Source organism: Nonomuraea sp. H19, assembly GCF_052068215.1.
Taxonomy (GTDB): Bacteria; Actinomycetota; Actinomycetes; order Streptosporangiales; family Streptosporangiaceae; genus Nonomuraea.
Window position 1 is genome coordinate 112,632 of the sequence record NZ_JBQHCV010000010.1, and the last position, 20,536, is coordinate 133,167.

General features: G+C 70.4%; 18 protein-coding genes. 7 read left to right on the top strand and 11 right to left on the bottom strand.

Annotation, left to right across the window (positions count from 1 at the left end):
• Positions 1 to 17: 17 nt before the first annotated feature.
• Genes ACTMTI_RS23215 through ACTMTI_RS23225 form a run of 3 tightly spaced genes read right to left on the bottom strand, consistent with a single transcriptional unit; the run spans position 18 to position 3,122 of the window.
• Positions 18 to 887, bottom strand: coding sequence for a carbohydrate ABC transporter permease (locus tag ACTMTI_RS23215; RefSeq protein ID WP_441122580.1), 870 nt, complete (start codon positions 885 to 887; stop codon positions 18 to 20).
• On the bottom strand, positions 877 to 1,752 hold the full coding sequence (locus ACTMTI_RS23220; RefSeq protein WP_441122581.1) for a carbohydrate ABC transporter permease: 876 nt from the start codon (positions 1,750 to 1,752) through the stop codon (positions 877 to 879). Before ACTMTI_RS23220 ends, ACTMTI_RS23215 begins: the two co-directional genes overlap by 11 nt.
• The gene (locus ACTMTI_RS23225; RefSeq protein WP_441122582.1) at positions 1,749 to 3,122 is read right to left on the bottom strand and encodes an ABC transporter substrate-binding protein; all 1,374 of its coding nucleotides are present in this window, start codon (positions 3,120 to 3,122) and stop codon (positions 1,749 to 1,751) included. The genes ACTMTI_RS23220 and ACTMTI_RS23225 overlap by 4 nt, the downstream gene beginning before the upstream one ends.
• A 143-nt stretch (positions 3,123 to 3,265) precedes the next feature.
• On the opposite strand from ACTMTI_RS23225, the gene ACTMTI_RS23230 reads away from it, so the two are divergent.
• On the top strand, positions 3,266 to 4,039 hold the full coding sequence (locus ACTMTI_RS23230; protein ID WP_441122583.1) for a FadR/GntR family transcriptional regulator: 774 nt from the start codon (positions 3,266 to 3,268) through the stop codon (positions 4,037 to 4,039).
• 79 nt (positions 4,040 to 4,118) lie between these two features.
• Here the strand turns inward: ACTMTI_RS23230 and ACTMTI_RS23235 are convergent, their stop codons facing one another.
• The 4 genes from ACTMTI_RS23235 to ACTMTI_RS23250 all read right to left on the bottom strand — a co-directional run bounded on the left by ACTMTI_RS23235 (position 4,119) and on the right by ACTMTI_RS23250 (position 8,466).
• Entirely contained in the window at positions 4,119 to 5,384 is a 1,266-nt protein-coding gene (locus ACTMTI_RS23235; protein WP_441122584.1) for a hypothetical protein, read from the bottom strand.
• Between the two features lie 84 nt (positions 5,385 to 5,468).
• Positions 5,469 to 6,560, bottom strand: coding sequence for a LacI family DNA-binding transcriptional regulator (locus ACTMTI_RS23240; RefSeq protein ID WP_441122585.1), 1,092 nt, complete (start codon positions 6,558 to 6,560; stop codon positions 5,469 to 5,471).
• Positions 6,561 to 6,590: 30 nt separating this feature from the next.
• A complete protein-coding gene (locus tag ACTMTI_RS23245) occupies positions 6,591 to 7,463 on the bottom strand; it encodes a PfkB family carbohydrate kinase (RefSeq protein ID WP_441122586.1) in 873 nt (290 codons plus the stop codon).
• Between the two features lies 1 nt (position 7,464).
• Entirely contained in the window at positions 7,465 to 8,466 is a 1,002-nt protein-coding gene (locus ACTMTI_RS23250; protein ID WP_441122587.1) for an SIS domain-containing protein, read from the bottom strand.
• Positions 8,467 to 8,717: 251 nt separating this feature from the next.
• Between ACTMTI_RS23250 and ACTMTI_RS23255 the strand changes: the two genes are divergently transcribed.
• From ACTMTI_RS23255 to ACTMTI_RS23265, 3 genes are read left to right on the top strand one after another with little or no spacing between them, the layout of a single operon-like run.
• A complete protein-coding gene (locus ACTMTI_RS23255) occupies positions 8,718 to 10,040 on the top strand; it encodes an ABC transporter substrate-binding protein (protein WP_441122588.1) in 1,323 nt (440 codons plus the stop codon).
• Positions 10,041 to 10,048: 8 nt separating this feature from the next.
• Positions 10,049 to 10,936: a carbohydrate ABC transporter permease gene (locus ACTMTI_RS23260; protein ID WP_441122589.1), complete on the top strand. Its 888-nt coding sequence runs from the start codon at positions 10,049 to 10,051 to the stop codon at positions 10,934 to 10,936.
• Positions 10,930 to 11,766 (top strand): carbohydrate ABC transporter permease, encoded by an 837-nt coding sequence (locus ACTMTI_RS23265; RefSeq protein ID WP_441122590.1) that lies wholly within the window; start codon positions 10,930 to 10,932, stop codon positions 11,764 to 11,766. The genes ACTMTI_RS23260 and ACTMTI_RS23265 overlap by 7 nt, the downstream gene beginning before the upstream one ends.
• A 42-nt stretch (positions 11,767 to 11,808) precedes the next feature.
• Here the strand turns inward: ACTMTI_RS23265 and ACTMTI_RS23270 are convergent, their stop codons facing one another.
• Genes ACTMTI_RS23270 through ACTMTI_RS23280 form a run of 3 tightly spaced genes read right to left on the bottom strand, consistent with a single transcriptional unit; the run spans position 11,809 to position 16,543 of the window.
• Positions 11,809 to 13,056: a PP2C family protein-serine/threonine phosphatase gene (locus tag ACTMTI_RS23270; protein WP_441122591.1), complete on the bottom strand. Its 1,248-nt coding sequence runs from the start codon at positions 13,054 to 13,056 to the stop codon at positions 11,809 to 11,811.
• 48 nt (positions 13,057 to 13,104) lie between these two features.
• Positions 13,105 to 14,133: a LacI family DNA-binding transcriptional regulator gene (locus ACTMTI_RS23275; protein ID WP_441122592.1), complete on the bottom strand. Its 1,029-nt coding sequence runs from the start codon at positions 14,131 to 14,133 to the stop codon at positions 13,105 to 13,107.
• Entirely contained in the window at positions 14,117 to 16,543 is a 2,427-nt protein-coding gene (locus ACTMTI_RS23280) for a glycoside hydrolase family 3 N-terminal domain-containing protein (RefSeq protein ID WP_441122593.1), read from the bottom strand. The genes ACTMTI_RS23275 and ACTMTI_RS23280 overlap by 17 nt, the downstream gene beginning before the upstream one ends.
• Positions 16,544 to 16,899: 356 nt before the next feature.
• Between ACTMTI_RS23280 and ACTMTI_RS23285 the strand changes: the two genes are divergently transcribed.
• From ACTMTI_RS23285 to ACTMTI_RS23295, 3 genes are read left to right on the top strand one after another with little or no spacing between them, the layout of a single operon-like run.
• Entirely contained in the window at positions 16,900 to 18,261 is a 1,362-nt protein-coding gene (locus ACTMTI_RS23285; RefSeq protein WP_441122594.1) for an extracellular solute-binding protein, read from the top strand.
• Positions 18,258 to 19,184, top strand: coding sequence for a carbohydrate ABC transporter permease (locus tag ACTMTI_RS23290; protein WP_441122595.1), 927 nt, complete (start codon positions 18,258 to 18,260; stop codon positions 19,182 to 19,184). The genes ACTMTI_RS23285 and ACTMTI_RS23290 overlap by 4 nt, the downstream gene beginning before the upstream one ends.
• A gap of 1 nt (position 19,185) precedes the next feature.
• On the top strand, positions 19,186 to 20,076 hold the full coding sequence (locus ACTMTI_RS23295) for a carbohydrate ABC transporter permease (protein WP_441122596.1): 891 nt from the start codon (positions 19,186 to 19,188) through the stop codon (positions 20,074 to 20,076).
• A gap of 9 nt (positions 20,077 to 20,085) precedes the next feature.
• Here the strand turns inward: ACTMTI_RS23295 and ACTMTI_RS23300 are convergent, their stop codons facing one another.
• Entirely contained in the window at positions 20,086 to 20,502 is a 417-nt protein-coding gene (locus tag ACTMTI_RS23300) for a hypothetical protein (protein WP_441122597.1), read from the bottom strand.
• Positions 20,503 to 20,536 lie beyond the last annotated feature (34 nt).

Genomic DNA, 20,536 nt, shown 5'->3' on the forward strand with positions numbered 1-20,536 from the left:
GTGCGGACTCCTCAAGGTCAGCCCTTGGTCGCGCCGGCGGTCAGCCCGGCGACCAGGAAACGTTGCGAGAACAGGAAGACGAGCAGCACGGGAGCGATGGACAGCAGGGTCGCGAGCACCAGCTCCGGCGGCTGCACCTCGGCGTTGGCGCCGACGACGGGGTTGAACGCCGGGGTCGCGGAGAGCATCTGGGTCAGCCCGACCTGCATCGGATAGTTGTCGCTGTTCGGCAGCATCACGTAGGGCAGGAAGAAGTTGTTCCAGTTGGTCACGAAGCTGAAGAAGGCGACCAGTGCGACGACCGGCTTGGCCAGCGGGAGCGCCACGCGGAGGAAGGTCGCCGACTCGCCGCAGCCGTCCAGCCGCGCCGAGTCGAGCAGCTCGCCGGGGACGCTGGTGGAGAAGTAGATGTACGTCAGGTACACCCCGAACGGGAAGAACGACATCGGCAGCACCACCGAGGCCGTCGTGTTGACCAGCCCCATGTAGCTGAGCTCCAGGAAGATCGGCAGCACCAGCGCGGTGGCCGGCATCAGCATCACCACCAGGGTGACGATCAGCAGCAGGCGGCGGCCGCGGAACCGCATGAGCGCCATCGCGTACCCGGCGGGGATGCTCACCAGGAGGGTCAGCGCCACGGAGAGCACCGCGTAGACCACCGAGTTGGTCATCCAGGTCTGCACGGCTCCGTCCTGGAACGACATGAGGTGCCGCCAGTTCGTCAGCAGCGCGCCGATGGAGCCGGGCGACAGCGGGTTGTCCTCGATCAGCCCGGCCGGGGTCTTCGTGGCGGCGAGCACCAGCCACACCATGGGCAGCACGAAGAACAGCGCGAAGGCCACCAGCACGGCCGCGACCAGAACCCTGGCCACCGCTCTAATCGGCATCGAACAGGCCTCCCCGCGCCACGAAGAGCCCGGCACAGCACAGCGCCACGATGAGCAGGTCGATCGCGATCGCGGCCGAGCCGTTGAAGTCGTTCTGGTCGAAGGCGTACAGGTAGGCGAGCTGGTTGACCGAGTAGTCGGTGCCGACCACGCCGAAGCTGGCCTGCGAGATGAGCTGCGGCTCGACGAAGAGCTGGGTGCCCGCGGCGAGGGAGAGGATCAACATGTACACGATCCACTTGCGCAGCATCGGCAGTTGTACGCGCAGCGCCGTACGCACCGGCCCGGCACCGTCCACCCGCGCCGCCTCGATCACCTGGTGCGGGATGCTGTTGAGCGCGCCGTACATGACCACGATCCAGCCGCCCGCGCCGGTCCAGAACGCGATGATCGTGAAGATCCACGGCAGGTGGCCTGGCGCGACCACCTGCACGAACGTCTCACCCCAAAGGGCACGGACGAGGCCGTCGACCGGGCTCACGGACGGGTCCAGCATGAACAGCCACAGCAGCACGCTGGACGCGCCGGCCAGTGCGCCCGGCACGTAGTACACGAACCGCAGCGCAGCCCGCGACCAGGCCGCGGTGAGGCGGTGCACCAGCAGCGCCAGCACCAGGACGAGCACGGTGAGCGTGATCAGCCACAGCACGAGGTACGTCCCCACGTGCCCGACGGCGGACAGGAACCGGTAGTCCTGGGCGGTGCGCACGAAGTTGGCCAGGCCCGCGAAGCGCCCGTCGGCGTCGGTGAAGGCCAGGTTGAGCGCGTACACCGTGGGCACGATGCCGAACGCGACCAGCAGCACCACGTACCCGGAGACGAAGACGTGCCCGGCCGCCGGCCGCCGGCTGGTGGATGGGGTCATTTGCTGACCTGGTAGCCGGACACCTGGGCCTGCCGCTCGATAGCGGTCTGCCACTCCGGCAGCAGGGACTCGACGGTCTTGCCCGCGGTCTGGCCGGGGATGACCGTCTTGGCCCACACCGCCTCCTGGCTGAACTCGGGCGAGCCCCATCTCGGCCAGACCTGCCCGGCCGCGGCGGTGATCGGCGCGGCGATGTCGCCGGCGTAGTAGCCGCTGTCCTGCTGCTTCTTGATCCACTTGGTGGCGGCCGGCGAGTGGGCGGGGTAGCCCGGGGACAGCTCCACCTGGTACGCGTCGGCGGTGGCGACCCAGGTGATGAAGTCCTTGGCGGCGTCCAGGCGCGCGGTGTGCCGCGACAGCCACCAGGTGCCGCCGCCGACGTTGCCGGTCACCGGCGGGCTCTGGTCCGCCCAGCGCAGCGCGTCACCGACCGCGAGCTCGCCCTTGGGGGTCTTGAGCGTGCCCTGGAAGACCGCGCCGCCGTACCAGGCGGGGCCGGGGAGCATGAGGACCTTGTCACCCTGGTTCTTGGCGAAGTCGGGGCCGAAGAGGGGCAACATGGACATCGTTTTGTTCGCGACGAGCTTGTCCATCATCTTCGCGGCCCGCACGCACTTCGGGTCGGTCGCCTTGACGGTGATGGCCTTGGCGCCGGTGACCTGGTTGGCCGGGCACTCGGCGCCCCACATGTAGATCTCCGGCGCCCACGCGTCACCGGCCGTGCCGACGATGTAGCCCGGGTGCTCCGCCGCCACCTTCTCGCCCAGCGCCTGGTATTCCTCCCAGGTCTCGGGCAGCTCGTAGCCGAACTTGCCGAGCAGCTTCTTGTTGTACCAGAGCACCACTTGGGCCAGGTCGTTGCGCAGGCAGTAGACGGTGCCGTCCACGGTGCACACGTCGAGCGCGCCTTTGGCGAAGCCGCCGAGTGTGGCCTCGTCGATCAGGCCCTTGTTGAGCGGGGCGACGAAGGCGTCATCGCCCTGGGAAGCCCACGACGCGGTGTTGTTATCGGTGGTGAACACGACGTCCGGCCATCCCTCACCGGCCCGGTTGAACAGCTGCACCTTGGTCTTGAGCGTGTTGGAGCCGTTGGCGTTGCCGTCGTAGGTGACGATGTCTAGTTGCACGCCGGGGTGTGCTTTCTGGTACGCCTTCGCCGCGTCGAGCCGGGTGGAGTCCACCCAGACCACGAGCTTGCCGTCCTTCTGCGGGGCGGCCGCGAACCCGTACTTCGAGTCCGCGGCCGGCGTGCCCGCACCCTTCCCGGCGGTGCCGGCGGGGCTGGGCGGCCCGCAGGCCGTGACGGCGAGAAGGACCGCGGCCGCGATGATCGCCAGCGTCGGACGGCTGGCGTGACTGCGTCGTCTCATAGAGCTTCCTCGTGGCAGGCGGGGGGTCGTTAGGAACGTAAACGCCGCGTTTCGGGATATGACATCATACGTGTGACGTCTTCACAATGGCCTATACTCAAGGCGGTCCGGAGATCGGGACCATCAGTGCTCGGGAGGGCACGTTGACTCAGCACGCACCGGCAGGTCCGTGGACCGGCGACGCAGCGCAGCCCGACCCGCCTCGGCGGCGCCGCGCCCGGCCCGCCAAGCTGGGCACCACCGTGGTCGAGCAACTGGTCGACGACATCGTCCGCGGGGCGCTCCGGCCGGGGTCCGCGCTGCCGCCCGAGGGCGACCTGTGCGAGGAGTTCGGCGTCAGCCGCACGGTGATCCGCGAGTCGGTCAAGGTGATCCAGGAGAAGGGCCTGGTCAGGATCGAGCACGGCCGCGGCACGCAGGTCACGGACCCGCGCCAGTGGAACCTGCTCGACGACGTGGTGCTCACCTCAGTGATCGCCCACGACGAGAACGCGACGTTCCTGGACGAGCTGGTGTCGGTGCGCACGGCGCTGGAAGCCGACATGGCCGCCGCCGCGGCCCTCGCCCACACTCCCGACGACGATGAGCGCATCGCCGCCGCCCTGGGCGTGATGCGCTCCCAGCTGCACTCGCCGCCCGACTTCGGGTCCGCCGACGTGCGCTTCCACGACATCATCATGGCGGCCTCGCGCAACCGGCTCGGGCGCGCCATCGTCAACAGCATCCACGACAAGGCCCGCACCAGCATGCGCTACCACGGCGAGTACAACGAGGCGGTCATGCGGCAGACGCTGGACGAGCACCAGGCGATCAGCGACGCGATCGTGGCCGGCGACCCGGACGCTGCGGCCGCCGCGATGCGCCGGCACATCCTCGACTCCTGGAACCGCCGCCGCCCTGCTCCTCCGGCCTCCTGACCTGAACGACACCCCTTTCCGAGGGAGCACGGACCAGCGCCCGTCGGCGCGGGCGGCTCCGGCCACCGCGCCCGGCCTCTCAACGACGTCGCGAGAGACGGCGTCTCAGCGCGGGAAGCCACGGCCCCACGCCGATCACGGCCAGGACCGTCAGCAGGGGCACCCGCCACCACCACGAGATGCCGGCAGGGGGCGGGGCGGGGACCTGCGTTATCCATGGCCGGGCGGTCTTCGACCAGGCCAGGAACGCGTCCCCGACAGGGACCAGGCCGAAGGCGTACCGCTTGGTGGCGGGGGTGTCGATCGGCAGGCCGGCCAGCTCACCGTAGTTCGCCAGCGCCGCGGCGAGCGGGGTGTCGCCGTGCACCTGGGCCGCGCCGAGCGTGACCGCGCTCGCCGACAGGCTCACGCCGAGCGGCAGCGGGCCGGAGTCGACGTCGGCCGGGCCGTCCACGCCGTCGGGATACTCCCGCACGGCCGGTCCGAGGCCCAGCGGGGAGACGACGTAGCGGTCGCGGAAGCGCGCGTACTGCTCACGGGCGAAGGCGGGGTCGAGGTCGACGAGAAAGCGCTGGATGATGCTCTGCGAAGTCCCCCTGGCCACCTCGGCGGGCTCACCGGTGGCGGGATCGACCCGGTGCGGGAGCAGCCCGGTACGCGGATCGAGCCGCCGGCGGGCCTCACGCAGCCAGCGTTCGGTGGTGGCGGTGAACCGGGGCGGCAGCAGCGTGTCGTGCAGCCGCAGCGACGCCATCGCCACAGTGGAGTCGACCGGCCAGGCCTGGCCCGGGTACGCCTCCAGATACGGCGACGCGGAGGCGTCGAAAGCCCTGCCGAGCGCGGCCGAGTCGGCGGCGAAGCGGCGCTGCTCGGCCGCGTCGCGCTGCCCGGTCTCCTGCAGGCTGATCGCCCCACCGCGCAGCCAGTTGCTCCAGCCCTGGTAGAAGACGCCGTACGGCGGGGTGAGGTCCGGGCTGAACGGGTCGCGGCCGGGCGGCGAGTCCAGCCGCGCCAGCGCCCACCGCGCCTCCCGTAACGCGATCGCCCGCCGCTCGCCGGGCGGTTCCCGCATGCCCAGCTCGACCCAGCTCAGGCCGTACAGGGCGTGCAGGAAGAAATAGCCCTCGGGGAACAGTGCCTGAGCCTCGTCACCGGCGCCGGCGTCCAGGGCCGGGCGCAGGAACGCGAGCTGCCGCCGCACCCCGGGCGGCTCGCCCTCCGGTCCCCCGGTGGCGGGCACGACCAGCCGGACGGCGCCGAGCAGCGCGAGGACGCCGACCACGACGGCGACGAGCCTCCACGCCCAGCGCAGACACCGGCGTATCGGCGACGGGGGCTCGGACATCCGCCGATGGTAGCCGACCGCGCCGGACACCCGTGAGTCACCGGACGCCGCCTGCCCCGGCGGTGCCACGCGCGCCGCCGACGGTCAGCGGCCGGGCGGCGGGGCCACCGAGGCGCGCTGGATCAGGCGGGAGCGCAGGGTGTGCATCTGGCGGGCGGGCTCGGCCCCGCCGAGGATGCCGAGGAGCACCTCGGCCGCCTTCGCCCCCAGCTCGTGCACGGGCTGGGCGATCATCGTCAGCGGGGGCTCCATGACCGCCGCCCACGCGCTGTCGTCGAACCCGATCAGCGCCACGTCGTCCGGGTAGGACAGCCCCGCCGCCCGCAGGGCGCGCAGCGCGCCGGTCATCCCGTCGGTCTCGGTGCAGAACACGGCGGTGACCCGGTCGGGGAGCGCGAGCATGCGGCCGACCTCGTGTACGACCCGCTCCTCCGTCTTCGGCCCCACCATGACCAGCTCGGGGTCGAAGGGGATGTGCGCGTCGTCGAGCGCGTCGAGGTATCCGCGCAGCCGCTCCCCGTCGGTCCACAGGTTGCGGGAGGCCGCCGCCACCAGCTCGCGCCTGGTCGCCGGCGGCTGCGCCACCGGCGGCCCCCACACGAACCCGATGCGGCGGTGCCCGGCCGCGATCAGCACCTCGACGGCCTCCCGCGCCGCGTCGCGGTTGTCGATGACGACGGCGTCGAGGTCGAGCGCGGCGACCGCGCGGTCCACGAGCACGACCGGGATGCCCCGGTCCATGGCCGCCTTGATGTGCGCGACCTGGTCGTGGTCGAGGGCGGCCGAGGCCACGATGACGCCGTCGACGCGCTTGTCGATGAGCACGTTCGTGGCCGCGATCTCCTCCTGGAGGTTCTCGTACGTGCTCAGCACGATCACGTCGAACCCCCGGGCCCGCGAGGTGTCGGAGATGCCGCGCAGCAGCCCCGCGAAGAACGGGTTACCGATGTCGGCGACGATCACGCCGAGGGTGTGGGTCACGCCCGTCGACATGCTCCGCGCCAGGGCGTTGGCGCGGTAGCCGAGCTTCTCGGCCGCCGCGAGCACCCGCGCCCGCAGCTCGGGGCTGACGTATCCGTAGCCGCCGAGCGTGCGGGCCGCCGTGGCGCGGCCCACCCCGGCCTCGGCCGCCACCTCGGAGATCGTCGGCCCCGCCTGGCCACGCTCAGCTGGCATGGATCCCGTCCCTCGTTCCTGATCGGCCCATCACATGCTAGTCACGGGGGACTGCCGGCCGTGACCGAAGGCGCCCTCGACGAAGCACTGCTCGTACGCGGCCGCCGCGCCCCCGCGCAGCGCCTGTTCGATCATGCCGGACCCCGGCCGGGCGGCCGGCATCCAGCCGTCGCGCAGCAGCGAGACCGCGAACCCGGCGAGGAAGGCGTCGCCGCACCCCATCGTGTCGACGATCGCCCCTTCCACCAGCCGGGCGGCGCCGGCGACCGTGACGCGGCCGTCGCAGGCGATCGCGCCGTGCACGCCGCGGGTGCCGAGCGCGAGCCCGGCGCCGCGCCGTACCACCTCCCCGAGCAGATCCGCGGTGGCGGACTCGGAGAGGTGGGAGCAGGACAGCAGCACGAGGTCGGCGTACGGGCAGACCAGGTCCAGGTAGGCGGGGTCGCGGTACTCCGCCTCGCTGGACAGGTCGAAGGTGACGAGCGGGCCCAGCCCCGCCAATTTGGCCAGCTCGGGCTCGCTGCGCGAATAGACGCTCGAATGCACGAGGTCGAAGCCGCTCACGTAGCCGAGCAGGTCGTCGTCGAGCACGAGAGGCTCGCGTACGGTGACGCCGCCGCCGTTCCAGCCGAGGAAGACGCGGTCGCCGTCCTCGACCCGGAGGTGGGAGACGCCGCTCTCCCCCGCCCGCACGACGCAGCGGTCGACCGCCACCCCTTCGGCGGAGATCGACTCGCTCAGGAAGCGGCCGAGGTCGTCGTCGCCGAAGACCCCCAGGTAGGCCGCCTCCAGGCCGAGGCGGCGGGCGTAGACGGCGACGTTGACGCTGTTACCGCCCGGATAGTCGACGCGGCGGTCGACGAATCGGTCGACGATGTTGTCGCCGAAGCCGAGCACCCGCACGTCAGTAATCCACGACGCGGTAGTAGCGGCGTAGCTCCAGCGAGTGGTCGCGGACCCGCTCCAGGTGCTTGCTGACCCGGCTCATCACGGTGTCGAGCACGAGCGGCGCGAGCAGCCCGCGGAACTCGGGGCTGATCCCGGTGAGCGGGTAGTCGCGGGTGTCGAAGACCGTGACGTCCTTGGAGACGCGCCTGGCGAACGCCTCTGCACGGTCGGTGAGCGGGCGCGTCTCGTCCTCCCCCTGGAAGATGATCACGCTGGTGTCCTCTTCAAGCAGCTCCAGCGAGCCGTGGAAGAACTCGGCGCTGTGCACGCGCGTGGTGCGCAGCCACTGCATCTCCTCGAGGATGCACATGGAGTAGAGGTACGTGAACCCCCACAGGTTCCCGCCGCCGATGAGGAAGTGGTAGCCGGTGTCCTTGTGCGCCTCGGCGAAGGCGGCGGCCACGGGCTCGGCCTGCCTGGCCACCTCGACGAGGAGCTGCGGGATGTTCTCGAACTCGGCGGCGAACTTCTCGTACCCGTCGAACTCGCCCCTGCGGGACAGCAGCCGGCCCATGAACAGCAGCAGCTGCATGTCGAAGGGCCAGGTCTTGGGCTGGGAGACGAGCGCGTGGTCCACCTTGGTCGCGACGGGCGAGTCGGGGTAGCCGGTGAAGCCGATCGTGTAGGCGCCCTTGGACTTGCAGTATTCGATGGCGCGGACGCTGTCGTCGGTGGTGCCGGAGACCGAGGTGAAGACCGCGACGGTACGCGGGCCGAGCCGGGCGTCGCCGGAGACGATCAGCTCGGCGGCGATCGCGGCGCGCACGTCGAGTGTGGAGCTGCGCCTGGCCAGGTGCTCGTACGGCCACATCTGGGCGTACGTGCCGCCGGCCCCGACAAGGAGCAGGCTGTCGAACCCTTCGTCCACGAGCCGGTCGACCAGCTCCTCGATCCGGGGCCGCAGGCCCACCGCGCTCGCCACCTGGGCGAGAAATTCCGGCTCGTTAAATCCGAGCATCTTCGCAATCCTTTCGGGATCCGGCCGTGAGAGTGTGATACCGGTATCACGCGGAGGTCACGTTGACACAGCAGGCCGCGCGCCGTCAACCGTGCACGCTCAGAAGACTCTGCTGAGCTGGCGATTCATCAGAGTTGAGAAAGGTCACGCACGGTTAACGAAAGAAAGATCTTGGCTACCGGGTCTGGTACCGGTATCAGACCCGCTGTAGGGTCGGCCCACATCACGGCGGATCCGAGAAAGGCAAGCCCATGCGCCCTCGCGCACTGTCGACGTTCGCGGCACTCCTCGGGACACTCGCGCTGACCGCCTGCTCCGGCGCGAGCTCCGGCGGTCCCGCGCAGGCCCCGGCGGCCGATGCGGCAGCCACGCCGGAGTTCTCCGGAACGCTGAGCATCCTCACCAAGTTCGCGGGAGACCCGACCGCGCCGTACTTCGAGAACCTCGCGGCGGAGTACCAGAAGAAGCACCCGCAGGTGAAGATCGAGCTGATCCAGGAGACCGACCAGAGCGTCAAGGACAAGCTCAAGACGCTGACCGCCGCCAACGCGCTCCCGGACATCTACTTCACCTGGACCGGCAACTGGGCGGACAACTACATCCGCGGCGGCCGGGCCGCCGACCTCACCAAGGTGATCGGCCCGGACACCGAGTGGGGCAAGACGTTCAGCCCGGGCTCGCTGGCCGCCTTCGCCCGTGACGGCAAGAACTACGGCATCCCGCTGTACGGCAACGGCAAGTTCATGGGCTACAGCAAGACGGCGTTCGAGAAGGCCGGGGTCAAGGCGCCGGCCACGTTCGAGGAGCTCATCGCCGCCTGCGGCCCGCTGCGCAAGGCCGGGTACGAGCCCATCGCCTTCGGCAACAAGGACGGCTGGCCCGCGCTGCACTACCTGCAGCAGCTGTTCGCGTACAACGTGCCGCAGACCACCCTGCAGGCCGACTTCGTCCCGGCGACGGCCAAGCTCGCCGACCCTGGCTACGTGACCTCGCTCAACCAGTTCAAGACGCTGGTCGACCAGTGCACCGACACCAAGGGCGGCACCAACGGCGTGCTCTACAGCTCCGCCCAGGAGGCCTTCGCCAATGGCAAGGCCGCCATGTACTACCAGGAGATCCTGGAGTTCGACAACGCGACCTCGGGCAAGGTGAAGCCGGACGACTTCGGCATCTTCCAGCTCCCGGCTCCGCAGAACGCCGCCGGCGACACCACGGTGCTGGAGGGCTCGCCCGAGGGATACCTCGTCAACGCCGCCTCGCCGCGCGTCGCGCTCGCCGTCGACTTCATGAAGTTCGTCACCAGCCCGGAGAACGCCAGGACGCTGTCGGCGCCGCCGTACGGGCAGCCCAGCACGGTCGTCGGCGCGGTCACGCCCGAGACCTCCAGCAAGGCCGTCTACGAGGGCGTCCAGCTCGTCAACAAGGCGCCGAAGCTGGCGATCTGGCTGGACATGGTCACCGTGCCCGAGGTGGCCGACGCCTGGCTGGCCGGCGGCGAGGCCGTCGTCAGCGGCGGCATGACCCCCGAGAAGGTGCTCGAGAGCGTGCGCCAGGCCTCGGAATCGGCCAGTTAGGAGCCCCCTTGCGCGCCACCCTGCGAAGGACGCTCGGGCTCGCGTGGGTCGTCCCCGCCCTCGTGCTGGTCGGAGTGTTCGTCTACCTGCCGCTCGTGCAGAACCTCCAGTTCAGCACGCTCAAGTGGGACATCTACAGCGGTAGCCAGGAGTACGCCGGGCTCGGCAACTACGCCAAGCTCGTCGACGACCCGGTCTTCTGGTCCTCGCTCGGCAACAACGTCCTGTACGCGGTGGTCTCCATCGTGTTCCAGGTGTTCGGCGCGCTGCTGCTCGCCGCGCTCATCGAGAGCATCCGCAGCGAGCGGTGGCAGCGCGCGCTGCGCGCGGTCTACTTCATCCCGTCGGCGATCTCGCTGACCGTCGCCGGCCTGCTGTTCTACTTCGTCTACGAGCCCAACCTGGGCCCGCTCAACCACGCGCTCAGGGCCGTCGGCCTCGACCGGCTCGCCCAGGCGTGGCTGGGCCAGGAGAGCACGGCGATGTCGGCGATCATCGCGATGAGCCAGTGGCAGGGCTTCGGGTACTCCACCCTGCTGTTCGCGGTCGCGATCCAGCGCATCCCGGCGGAGATCTACGGGGCGGCCGCCATCGACGGCGTCGGCCCGGTCGGCCGCTTCGTCCACGTGACGCTCCCCCTGGTGCGGGAGATGACCGGGCTCATGGCGATCGTCACGATCTCGGGCGCGTTCCAGGTGTTCAACGAGGTCATGGTGATGACGGCGGGCGGGCCGAACAACTCGACCCAGGTGCTGGGCACCTGGCTCTACCGCAGCGGCTTCGTCCGCAACAACTTCGGGTACGCCGCCGCGATCGCCACCGTCCTCTTCGTGATCACGCTCGGCATCGCGGTGGCGCAGTTGTGGGTCACCCGCAGGAGAAGGGTGGAATGGTGACGCGCCTGAGCTTCCTCGGGGTGATCGCCCGCGTGTTCATGTGGGCGTTCCTGCTGGCCCTGGCGGTGGTGGTGCTCTATCCGCTGCTGTGGATGACGCTCAACGGGTTCAAGACGAACGCCGAGCTGTTCGGCGACCCGTTCGCGCTCCCCCTGAACTGGAGTTTCGACAACTACGCCAAGGCGTGGAACCGCGGCGTCAGCGACTACCTGACCACCAGCGTGCTGGTCACGCTGACCTCGACGGTCGCCACCGTGTTCGTCAGCGCGTGGGCGGCCTACGGGCTGACCCGCGTGGACGTGCCGTTCGGCAAGACGCTCACGGCGGCGATCCTCGGCGGGCTGATGCTCGCCCCGACCGTGGCGCTCGTGCCGCTGGTGAAGATGTTCCAGGCGATGGGGCTGTACAACACGTTCTGGGCGCTGCTCATCCTGTACACCGCCTTCCGCATCCCGTTCACGACGTTCCTCATCCGCGCGTACATGATCGACCTGCCGCGGGAGGTCGACGAGGCCGCGGCGATGGACGGCGCGGGCCGCTGGACCGCGTTCTGGCGGATCGTCCTGCCGATGTGCAAGCCGATCCTCACCTCGACGGTGCTGCTGCACATCCTTTTCACCTGGAACGAATACCTGTTCGCGATGGTCTTCACCAGCGGCGCCGGCGTGCAGACCCTCCCGGTCGGCCTGACGAGCCTGATGAGCAAGCACGGCACCGACTACCCCGTCGTCTTCGCCGGGATGGCGATCGCGGCGCTCCCGGTGGTGCTGCTGTTCTTCCTCGGCCAGCGCTACATCGTCAAGGGCCTGGCCGACGGAGTCGGCAAGTAAGTACGCGACGGAGTCGGCGAGTAAGCACGACGTGCCGGCCGGTCAGGGCATGAGCTGGTGTTCGCGCTGGGCGCGCCACTCCACCAGGAGCACCGTGGCGTCGTCCTGGAGCCAGCCGTGCTGGTGGTCGAGGATGGTGTTGATCAACCGGCGCAGCGTCTCGGGAGCCGGCACCCCATCGGCCTCGCGCCGGATGACGAAGTCGATGAAGCGCTCCAGCCCGAACCGTTCCCCCTGGGGGTCCTGGGCCTCGATGACGCCATCGGTGTAGAGCAGCAGCCGATCCCCCGGCTCCAGCTGGTAGCGGCCGGATTCGGTGGGCAGGCCCAGCCTGACGCCCATGGGCGTGCCGGATGGGCTCTCCAGGGTGGCGACCGGCTGGCCGCGGCGCAGGACCACCGGCGGCGGATGGCCGCGGTTGGCCCAGATGAGCCATCCGCTCCTGGTGTCCAGGTCGGCCAGGATTCCGGTGGCGAACCGGGTGGTGCCGAACTGCTCGGCGATCGCCTCGTCGATGGCCTCGCTCACCGCCACGACGTCGGCGCCCTCGCGGCGGTGCTTGCGACCGGAGCCCATGGCGATGGTGGCGGTGAGCCCGGCGGAGGTGTCGTGGCCCATGGCGTCGAAGATCGACAGACGCAGCACGTCGCCGTTGAGCGCGAAGTCGTACGCGTCCCCGCCCACCTCGTACGCCGGCTCCAGCGCGGCGGTGACCACGACCCGGTCGTTGGCGAAGGTCGCGCCGGGCATCAGGTTCCACAGCACCTCGGCGGACAGGGCCATCGGGCGGGTGCGCACCAGGCGGGCGTACACGTCGCTGAAGGCGCGTTTGCTCTCCACGAGCAGGGCGACCAGCGCGGCCAGCCGGCTCACCCGCGCCAGGACGGCATCGTCGGCAGGTGGAACGATCATGCCGAGCACGCCGATCCGTTCCGTGCCGTCCAGCAGCGGCATCCACAGCCGCCGCGGCCCCTCCCCCGTGAACGTGAACGGCTCCGGCGGCTCGCCGGAGACGGCGGCGGTGCGGGCCTGCACGGGCTCTACGCCGCGGAAGGCCAGCCCGGCGATCGTGGTGTCGATGGGGATCCGCTCCAGCGGTTGCCCGGCCTCGTCGCACTGGCCCGGCAGCGGTACGAGAAACTGCTGCTGCAGGTCGGCGACGTACAGCATGGTGTGCGCGAGCCCGGCGCGCGCCGCGTGCTCGGCGACCAGGAAGGGCAGGTCCTCCAGAGAGGCCAGATGGGCGGCCCGCAGCAGGCCGCTCAGCAGTTCCTCATCGCCGCCCGGCATGGCCCCCACCCCCGATCCACCGGACGTCCTACCCTGACCGGCGGCGTCTCAGGCCTGCTCCATGACCGCCGCGGTGGAACCGCGTACGACCAGCTCAGTGGCCAGTTCCACGTGGTGGGAGTCGATCTTCTCGCCGGCCGCGAGGCGCAGCGCGGTACGCAGGGCGACGCCGCCCATCTCGCGCAGCGGCTGGCGTACGGTCGTCAGCGGCGGCGAGGCCATCCGGGCGATCTGGGTGTCGTCGAAGCCGACGATGCTGAGATCCTCGGGGACGCGCAGGCCCCGCTCCCTGGCGGCCTCCATGACGCCGAGCGCCGCCTCGTCGCAGGCGGCGAAGATCGCCGTCGGCCGCTCCGGCAGGTCGAGCACGGCAGCTCCGCAGACGAAGCCGTCCTGATAGCGGAAATGGCCGGAGGACTGCGTGTAGCCGGGCAGCACGGGCGCCCCTTCGGCCTCCATGGCGGCGCGGTAGCCGTGCAGCCGCGCCTGGTTGCAGGCCGCCGCCGCGGGGCCGCCGATGTAGGCGATGCTCCGGTGCCCCAGCGAGAGCAGATGCTGGGTCGCGGCCAGCCCGCCGGCGAAGTTGGTCGAGCCGACGCTGGTCACGCGGGCGCGCGGCAGGTTGAGCGGGTCGATCAGGACCACCGGTAGGTGCGCGCGGGACAGGGCGCTCAGCTGGCCGGTGGTCAGCTCGCTCGTCACCACGATCAGCGCCCGGCGTCCGGCCGAGACCAGGCCGCGGGCCCACGCGGCGCCGCGGTCGGCGTCCCTTCTGACGCTGACGACGACCCCGACGCCGAGTTCGGCCCCGACGTCGATCGTCCCCTGAATGATCTCGGTGGAGTAGGCGTTGATGTCCGAGTCGAACTGCACCTCGACGGTGTCGTCGGCGGCGGCCTCGCCCCGGCGCGGCGGCGCGGCGACGTAGTCATGCTGCCGCAGCAGCGACTCCACCAGGGAGCGGGTGGCCGGCGCGACGTCGCTGCGGCCGTTGAGCACCTTGGAGACGGTCGCGACCGACACCCCGGCCGAGGCCGCGACGGTCGCCAGCGTGGCGCGTCTAGGACGGACCGGCATCGCTTCCCTCCACTAGCGCGACGACGTCCACGGGTGTGACGAGCCTCCGGTCGTGGCCGACGACCCGGGAAGGGCCTGCCAGGCGTACGCCGCCACGGCATGGCAGGTCCGCCGCCGACGTGCCGACGAGCACCTGGATCTGCCCAGGCTCGACGATGCGCCGCAGATCGCGGCCGGTGAAGGCGGTCCGGTCGGCGTGCACGCGGAAACGCACCTCCGCGGCCGCCCCGGGCTCCAGCCGGACCCGGGCGAACCCGGTGAGCTGCTTGACCGGCCGGGTGACCTGGGCGACGACGTCGTGCAGGTAGAGCTGGACGACCTCCGCACCGGCCCGGCCGCCGGTGTTGCGGACGCGGACCGACACGGTGAACTCGCCGTCCGTCGGCACCTCGGCGTCGCTGATCCGCAGGTCGCCGACCTCGAACGTGGTGTAGGAGGCGCCGTACCCGAAGGGGAACAGCGGCGTCGGGTCGAGGTTGCTGATGCCGTGGCTGTTGGCGCCCAGCGGCGGCTGCAGGTAGGTGCCGGGCTGCCCGCCGTGCCCGCGCGGGATCTGCACCGGCAGCCTGCCCTCGGGCTGGATCCGGCCCGACAGCACGCCGGCGATGGCCGCCCCGCCCTCCTCGCCGGGCATGAACGCCTGCACGAGCGCGGCGGCGCCGGCGTGCACCTCGCCCAGCGCGTACGGGCGGCCGGAGACGACGACCACGACGACCGGCGTGCCCGTGGCGGCGAGCTCGGCCAGCAGGTCCTCCTGTACCCCGGGCAGGCGGAGGTCGTCGGCATCGCAGCCCTCGCCCGAGGTCCCGAGCCCGAACAGGCCCGCGAGGTCCCCCACGACGGCCACGCACAGATCCGCGCCGCGGGCCGCGGCGGCCGCGGCGGCGAATCCGGCGCGGTCCTCGCCCTGCACGTCGCAGCCCCGCTCGTGGACGAGCTCGGCGTCCGGCAGCTCCGCCCGCAGCGCGTCGAGCAGGCTCGGCGCCTCGACGCCGAGCCCGAGCCCCGGGTAGCGGGGCAGCACGTGGTTGGGGAAGGCGTAGCAGCCCATGAAGGTACGGGCGTCGTCAGCGCACGGCCCGACGACGGCGACCCGGCGCGGCTCCGTACGGCCCTCGCCGAGCAGCGGCAGCGCCGTACCGGCGTCGAGCAGGATGACCGACCGCTCGGCCAGCTCGCGCGCCAGCGCCCGGTTGGCCGGCGAGTCGAGGTCCACGCCGGAGGCCTCGGCCACCGACGTCTCGGGCGTCCAGTCCGGGTCGAGCAGCCCGAGCTCGATCTTCTGGGTGAGCAGGCGGCGTGCCGCCCGATCGATCAGGGATTCCGGCACCTCGCCCCGGCGTACCCGCTCGACCAGGTGGGGTCCGAAGCCGAGGGTGTCGGGCAGCTCGACGTCGATGCCGGCGGCCAGCGCCTGCACGCCGGCCTCGTCGGTGTCGGCGGCGATCTGGTGCATGGTGGCGAGGAACGGGACGGCCCAGTAGTCCGACACGACGGTGCCGGTGAAGCCCCAGTCCTCGCGCAGCACCTCGGTCAGCAGCCAGGGGTCCGCCCCGGCCGGCACGCCGTCCACGTCGGAGTAGGAGTTCATCACCGACCGCGCCCCGCCGAGGGCGATGGCCGTCTCGAAGGGCGGCAGGATCATGTCCATCAGCTCGCGCCGCCCCATGGGGACCGGGCCGTGGTTGCGCGCCGCCCGCGAGGCCGAGTATCCGGCGAAGTGCTTGAGCGTGGCGATGACCCCGGCGCTCTCCAGGCCGCGCACGTAGGCGGCGCCGACCATCGAGACGAGGTACGGGTCCTCGCCCATCGTCTCCTCGACCCGCCCCCACCGGTAGTCGCGCACCACGTCCATGACCGGCGACAGGCCCTGGTGAACGCCCACGGCGCGCATGTCCCGCCCGATCGCGGCCGCCATCCGCTCCACCAGCTCGGGATCGAACGTCGCCGCCCACGCGATGGCCGCCGGATAGACCGTCGCCCCGTAGGTCGTGAACCCGGTCAGGCACTCCTCGTGGACGATGGCCGGGATGCCGAGCCTGGACGCCGCGACGACCGCGCGCTGCAGCCTGATCACCTCGGCGGCGCCCTCCTGCGCCGTCACGGGCTTGCTGCCGTGCACGCGGGTCAGGTGGCCGAGCCCGTAGCGGATCGCCTCCTCCAGGGGGACCGTGCCCGACGCGGCGAACACGTCCTGCATCGGCGCGACGTTCAGCGTCGCCGCGTCGTCCGCGGCCACCGGCTCTGCCTGCATGTCGTTGCCGATCCACCGGCTGCCGAGCTGGGCGACCTTCTCCTCCAGGGTCATCGCCTCAAGGAGGGCCGCCACCCGGTCGGCCACCGGAAGCGCCGGGTCCTGCCACGGACGGAGAGCTTCGTCCACCGCGGGCGTCCGATCTAGCGCCGTCATCTGCCGCTCCTTAAAGGGGATTTCCACCGTAACGTTTTCGAAATGTTTCGACGGCCTCGAGCGACCTGTAATCGAGACCTTCTCGACACCAGATGACCAGTTGAAAGCCGCGCCCGAGCAGCTTACCCACGCTCCGATCGAACCAGGAGATTCCAGGTTGCAACAGTCTTGACAGGGTCATATCCGAAACCTAGATTGGCGTGCCACGCGGCATGTCGCAAATGTTTCGACAAGCTCACTCAAAGGAGGAGCCGAGGAGCGGCATCGGCAGGTGCCGACCCACGACCGCCCGCCGCGCCCCATGATCAACGAGCCGCGCGGCCAACCCCCCCCGGCGTTCGAGTACGGAGATCAGCGTGGAGTCCAGGAAAACCTCTCGCCGCACCTTCCTCAGCCTCTCCATGGGCCTCCCCCTGGGAGCCGCCCTGGCCGCCTGCGGCAGTTCCGGCCCGACCCAGGCCGGCGCCGGTGGCGGCGGCGGCACCACCACGGGCGGCGGCGGAGCAGGCAAGGCCACCTACTGGTACCTCACCGGGCAGCCGAACGAAGGCGTGCGCACCCGCGCGGTCGAGCGCTTCAACAAGGCCAACCCGACCACCCAGCTCGCGACCACGACGTTCCAGAACGACGCCTTCAAGACCAAGATCAAGACGGCGATCGGCGCAGGCGAGTCCCCCACCATCATCTGGGGCTGGGGCGGCGGCGGCCTGCGCAGCTACGTGCAGGCTGGCCAGGTCGAGGACCTCACCTCGTGGATGGACCAGAACGCGGCCTACAAGGACCGGCTGTTCCCGTCCTCCTTCGGCGCGGCCACGGTCGACGGCAAGCTCTACGCGGTGCCGGTCGAGGCCGTGACGCCGATCGTCTTCTACTACAACAAGAAGCTCTTCGAGAAGGTCGGCGCGCAGCCCCCGCAGGAGTGGGGCGACATCATGGACCTGGTCAAAAAGTTCAACGCGGCCGGCATCGCGCCGTTCTCCCTCGGCGGGCAGTCGCGCTGGACGAACATGATGTGGCTGGAGTTCCTCTTCGACCGCATCGGCGGCCCCGAGATCTTCCAGGCGATCTACGACGGTGAGAAGGACGCCTGGAACAACCCGGCCGCCATCGACGCCCTGACCAAGATGCAGGACCTGATCAAGGCGAACGGCTTCGTCAAGGGCTTCGCGTCGATCACCGCCGACTCCAACGCCGACCAGGCGCTGCTCTACACCGGCAAGGCCGCGATGATGGTGCACGGCGGCTGGACGTACGGGTCGATGAAGAGCGACGGCGGCGACTTCGTCACCGGCGGCAGCCTCGGCTACATGAACTTCCCGCCGGTGGCAGGCGGCAAGGGCGACCCCAGCGACACCGTGGGCAACCCCGCCCAGTACATGTCGATCTCCGCCAAGGCGACGGCGGAGGAGAAGGAGATCGCCAAGAAGTTCTTCCTCACCGAGATGAACTCCGACGCGCAGGCCAAGGACTGGGTCGGCATCACCCAGGTGCCGATCGTCAAGGGCATCGACTCGACGTTCGGCTCCGGCGCCGACGCGCCGTGGCAGAAGTTCGTCTACGACACCGCCAGCAACGCCAAGTCCTTCCAGCAGTCCTGGGACCAGGCGCTCAGCCCGACCGCGGCCGAGGTCTTGCTGGACAACATCGCCAAGCTGTTCCAGCTGTCGGTCTCACCCCAGCAGTTCGCCACGAACCTCAACGAGGTCATAGGCAAGTGACCGTCCCCCCGATCTCCACCAGGGGGAGCGCGTCCCCGGCCGCCGTGCCCGGCGGCCAGGGACGCGGCCTGGCCTGGCTGGCCGTGCCCGCGCTGCTGTTCTTCATCGCCTTCGGCGTGATCCCGCTCATCGGGGTCTTCGTGCTCAGCTTCACCTCCTGGGACGGGCTCGGCGAGATCCGCCCGGCCGGCTTCGACAGCTGGCAGGCCGTCCTCACCGATCCCGGCCTGCCGCACGCGCTGTGGGTGACGTTCCTGGTCATAGCGCTGTCGTGGGTGGTGCAGACGCCGGCGAGCATCCTGCTCGGGACGTTCCTGGCCGGCGCCCAGCGCTACCGCGCGGTGCTCGCGGTGTTCTACTTCATCCCGCTGCTGCTGAGCTCGGCCGCCATCGCCATCACGTACAAGGCGCTGCTCGACCCGAACTTCGGGCTCGGCGCCGGGCTCGGGATCCCGATCCTCGTGCAGGACTGGCTCGGCAAGCCGGTCCTCGCCTTCGGCGTCGTGATCTTCGTGGTGTCGTGGCAGTTCATCCCGTTCCACTCACTGATCTACCAGGGCGGCGTGCGCCAGATCCCGCGCTCGATGTACGAGGCCGCCGAGATCGACGGCGCCGGCCGGGTCCGCATGTTCTTCAGGATCACCCTGCCCCAGCTCAAGTACACGATCATCACGTCCTCGACGCTGATGGTCGTGGGCTCGCTGGTCTTCTTCGACCTGATCTTCGTGCTCACTGCGGGCGGCCCCGGAGACGCCACCCGGGTGCTCGCGCTGGAGATGTACAAGAGGGGATTCCAGGCCAACCTGATGGGCCCGGCGAGCGCGATCGCCGTCATCCTCGTCCTGGTCGGCCTGGCGCTGGCGATGCTGCTGCGCCGCCTCGGCGGCCGGGACGCGAGCCACAGCCAGCTGGAAGGGGCCTGACATGGCGACGACCCTCGCGAAGGACTCAGTGCCGGCGGCCGAGAAGCACGCCGGCCCCCATCCCAAAGGAGTGACCCGCCGCCCCAACTGGGTGGCCGGCACCATGTCCTGGATCTGGCTGGCGATCGTGATCGTGCCGATCTACTGGATCGTCATCACCAGCTTCAAGTCGCAGAGCAACTACTACGCCGAGAACCCTCTCGCACCGCCGTCCGCGCCCACGCTGGCCAACTACCAGATGGTCCTCGAGTCGGACTTCATCCGGTATTTCATCAACAGCGTCGTCGTCACGCTCGGCGCGGTCGTGCCCGCCGTCGCGGTGTCGTTCATGGCGGCGTACGCGATCGTCCGCAGCGGCAGAGGGCGGTTCCTGCGCTACACGAACTCGCTGCTCCTCATGGGCCTGGCCATCCCGCACCAGGCCACGGTCATCCCCATCTACCTGATCATCATCAAGCTCCACCTCTACGACACGCTGCTGGCGCTGATCCTGCCGTCGATCGCCTTCGCGATCCCGCTGTCGGTGCTGGTGCTGTCGAACTTCATCAGGGACGTGCCCAAGGAGCTGTTCGAGTCGATGCGGCTGGACGGCGCCAGCGAGCTCGGCACGCTCTGGCACCTGGCGCTGCCGCTGACCAGGCCGGCCGTGGTGACGGTGGTCGTCTACAACGCGCTGTCGATCTGGAACGGCTTCCTGCTGCCGCTGATCCTCACGCAGAGCCCCGAGCAGCGCACGCTGCCGCTGGCACTGTGGACCTTCCAGGGCCAGTACAGCATCAACGTGCCCGCCGTGCTCGCCTCCGTCGTCCTCACCACGCTGCCCATCCTCATCCTGTACGTGGTGGGCCGCCGCCAGCTGCTGGCCGGTCTGACCGCCGGGTTCGGCAAGTGACCCCCGGGCTCACTCCTCCGGCGGCTCCGGCCGCGGCCAGGTGATGGCGGCGAACACCACCGAGCAGACCAGGAACCCGGCGCACACCGCCGTGAACCCCGCCCAGAACGAGCTGAGCGTGGTGCCCATGTCGATCCCCAGCAGCAGCGCCGCGACCAGGCCCGCCGCGAGGCCCCACGTCAGGCCGGGGACGTAGCGGGGAGGCTTGTGCGCCAGGGCTCCGGTCAGCGGCAGCAGCAGCGGGAGCAACGCGATGGCCCACCCGGTCCGTGGCTCGCCGAAGAGGGCGAGCCTGGCCGCGGAGACGACGGCCGACACGGCGATCGCCACGAGCGTCCAGATGACCAGCTTGACCGGGTGGTAGCGGAGGTTGTGCTCCCCGGAGACGTCGCCGAACATCCAGAAGGCGAGAAGCTCACCGATCATGTCGCCGATGTCCGGCTTATCATCCTCGGATCTC

Excerpts from the sequence above, each read along its gene's own strand:
- ACTMTI_RS23215 (WP_441122580.1), bottom strand. The coding sequence starts at position 887 with ATGCCGATTAGAGCGGTGGCCAGGGTTCTGGTCGCGGCCGTGCTGGTG.
- ACTMTI_RS23220 (WP_441122581.1), bottom strand. The coding sequence starts at position 1,752 with ATGACCCCATCCACCAGCCGGCGGCCGGCGGCCGGGCACGTCTTCGTC.
- ACTMTI_RS23225 (WP_441122582.1), bottom strand. The coding sequence starts at position 3,122 with ATGAGACGACGCAGTCACGCCAGCCGTCCGACGCTGGCGATCATCGCG.
- ACTMTI_RS23235 (WP_441122584.1), bottom strand. The coding sequence starts at position 5,384 with ATGTCCGAGCCCCCGTCGCCGATACGCCGGTGTCTGCGCTGGGCGTGG.
- ACTMTI_RS23240 (WP_441122585.1), bottom strand. The coding sequence starts at position 6,560 with ATGCCAGCTGAGCGTGGCCAGGCGGGGCCGACGATCTCCGAGGTGGCG.
- ACTMTI_RS23250 (WP_441122587.1), bottom strand. The coding sequence starts at position 8,466 with ATGCTCGGATTTAACGAGCCGGAATTTCTCGCCCAGGTGGCGAGCGCG.
- ACTMTI_RS23255 (WP_441122588.1), top strand. The coding sequence starts at position 8,718 with ATGCGCCCTCGCGCACTGTCGACGTTCGCGGCACTCCTCGGGACACTC.
- ACTMTI_RS23265 (WP_441122590.1), top strand. The coding sequence starts at position 10,930 with ATGGTGACGCGCCTGAGCTTCCTCGGGGTGATCGCCCGCGTGTTCATG.
- ACTMTI_RS23270 (WP_441122591.1), bottom strand. The coding sequence starts at position 13,056 with ATGCCGGGCGGCGATGAGGAACTGCTGAGCGGCCTGCTGCGGGCCGCC.
- ACTMTI_RS23275 (WP_441122592.1), bottom strand. The coding sequence starts at position 14,133 with ATGCCGGTCCGTCCTAGACGCGCCACGCTGGCGACCGTCGCGGCCTCG.
- ACTMTI_RS23280 (WP_441122593.1), bottom strand. The coding sequence starts at position 16,543 with ATGACGGCGCTAGATCGGACGCCCGCGGTGGACGAAGCTCTCCGTCCG.
- ACTMTI_RS23295 (WP_441122596.1), top strand. The coding sequence starts at position 19,186 with ATGGCGACGACCCTCGCGAAGGACTCAGTGCCGGCGGCCGAGAAGCAC.
- ACTMTI_RS23300 (WP_441122597.1), bottom strand. The coding sequence starts at position 20,502 with ATGATCGGTGAGCTTCTCGCCTTCTGGATGTTCGGCGACGTCTCCGGG.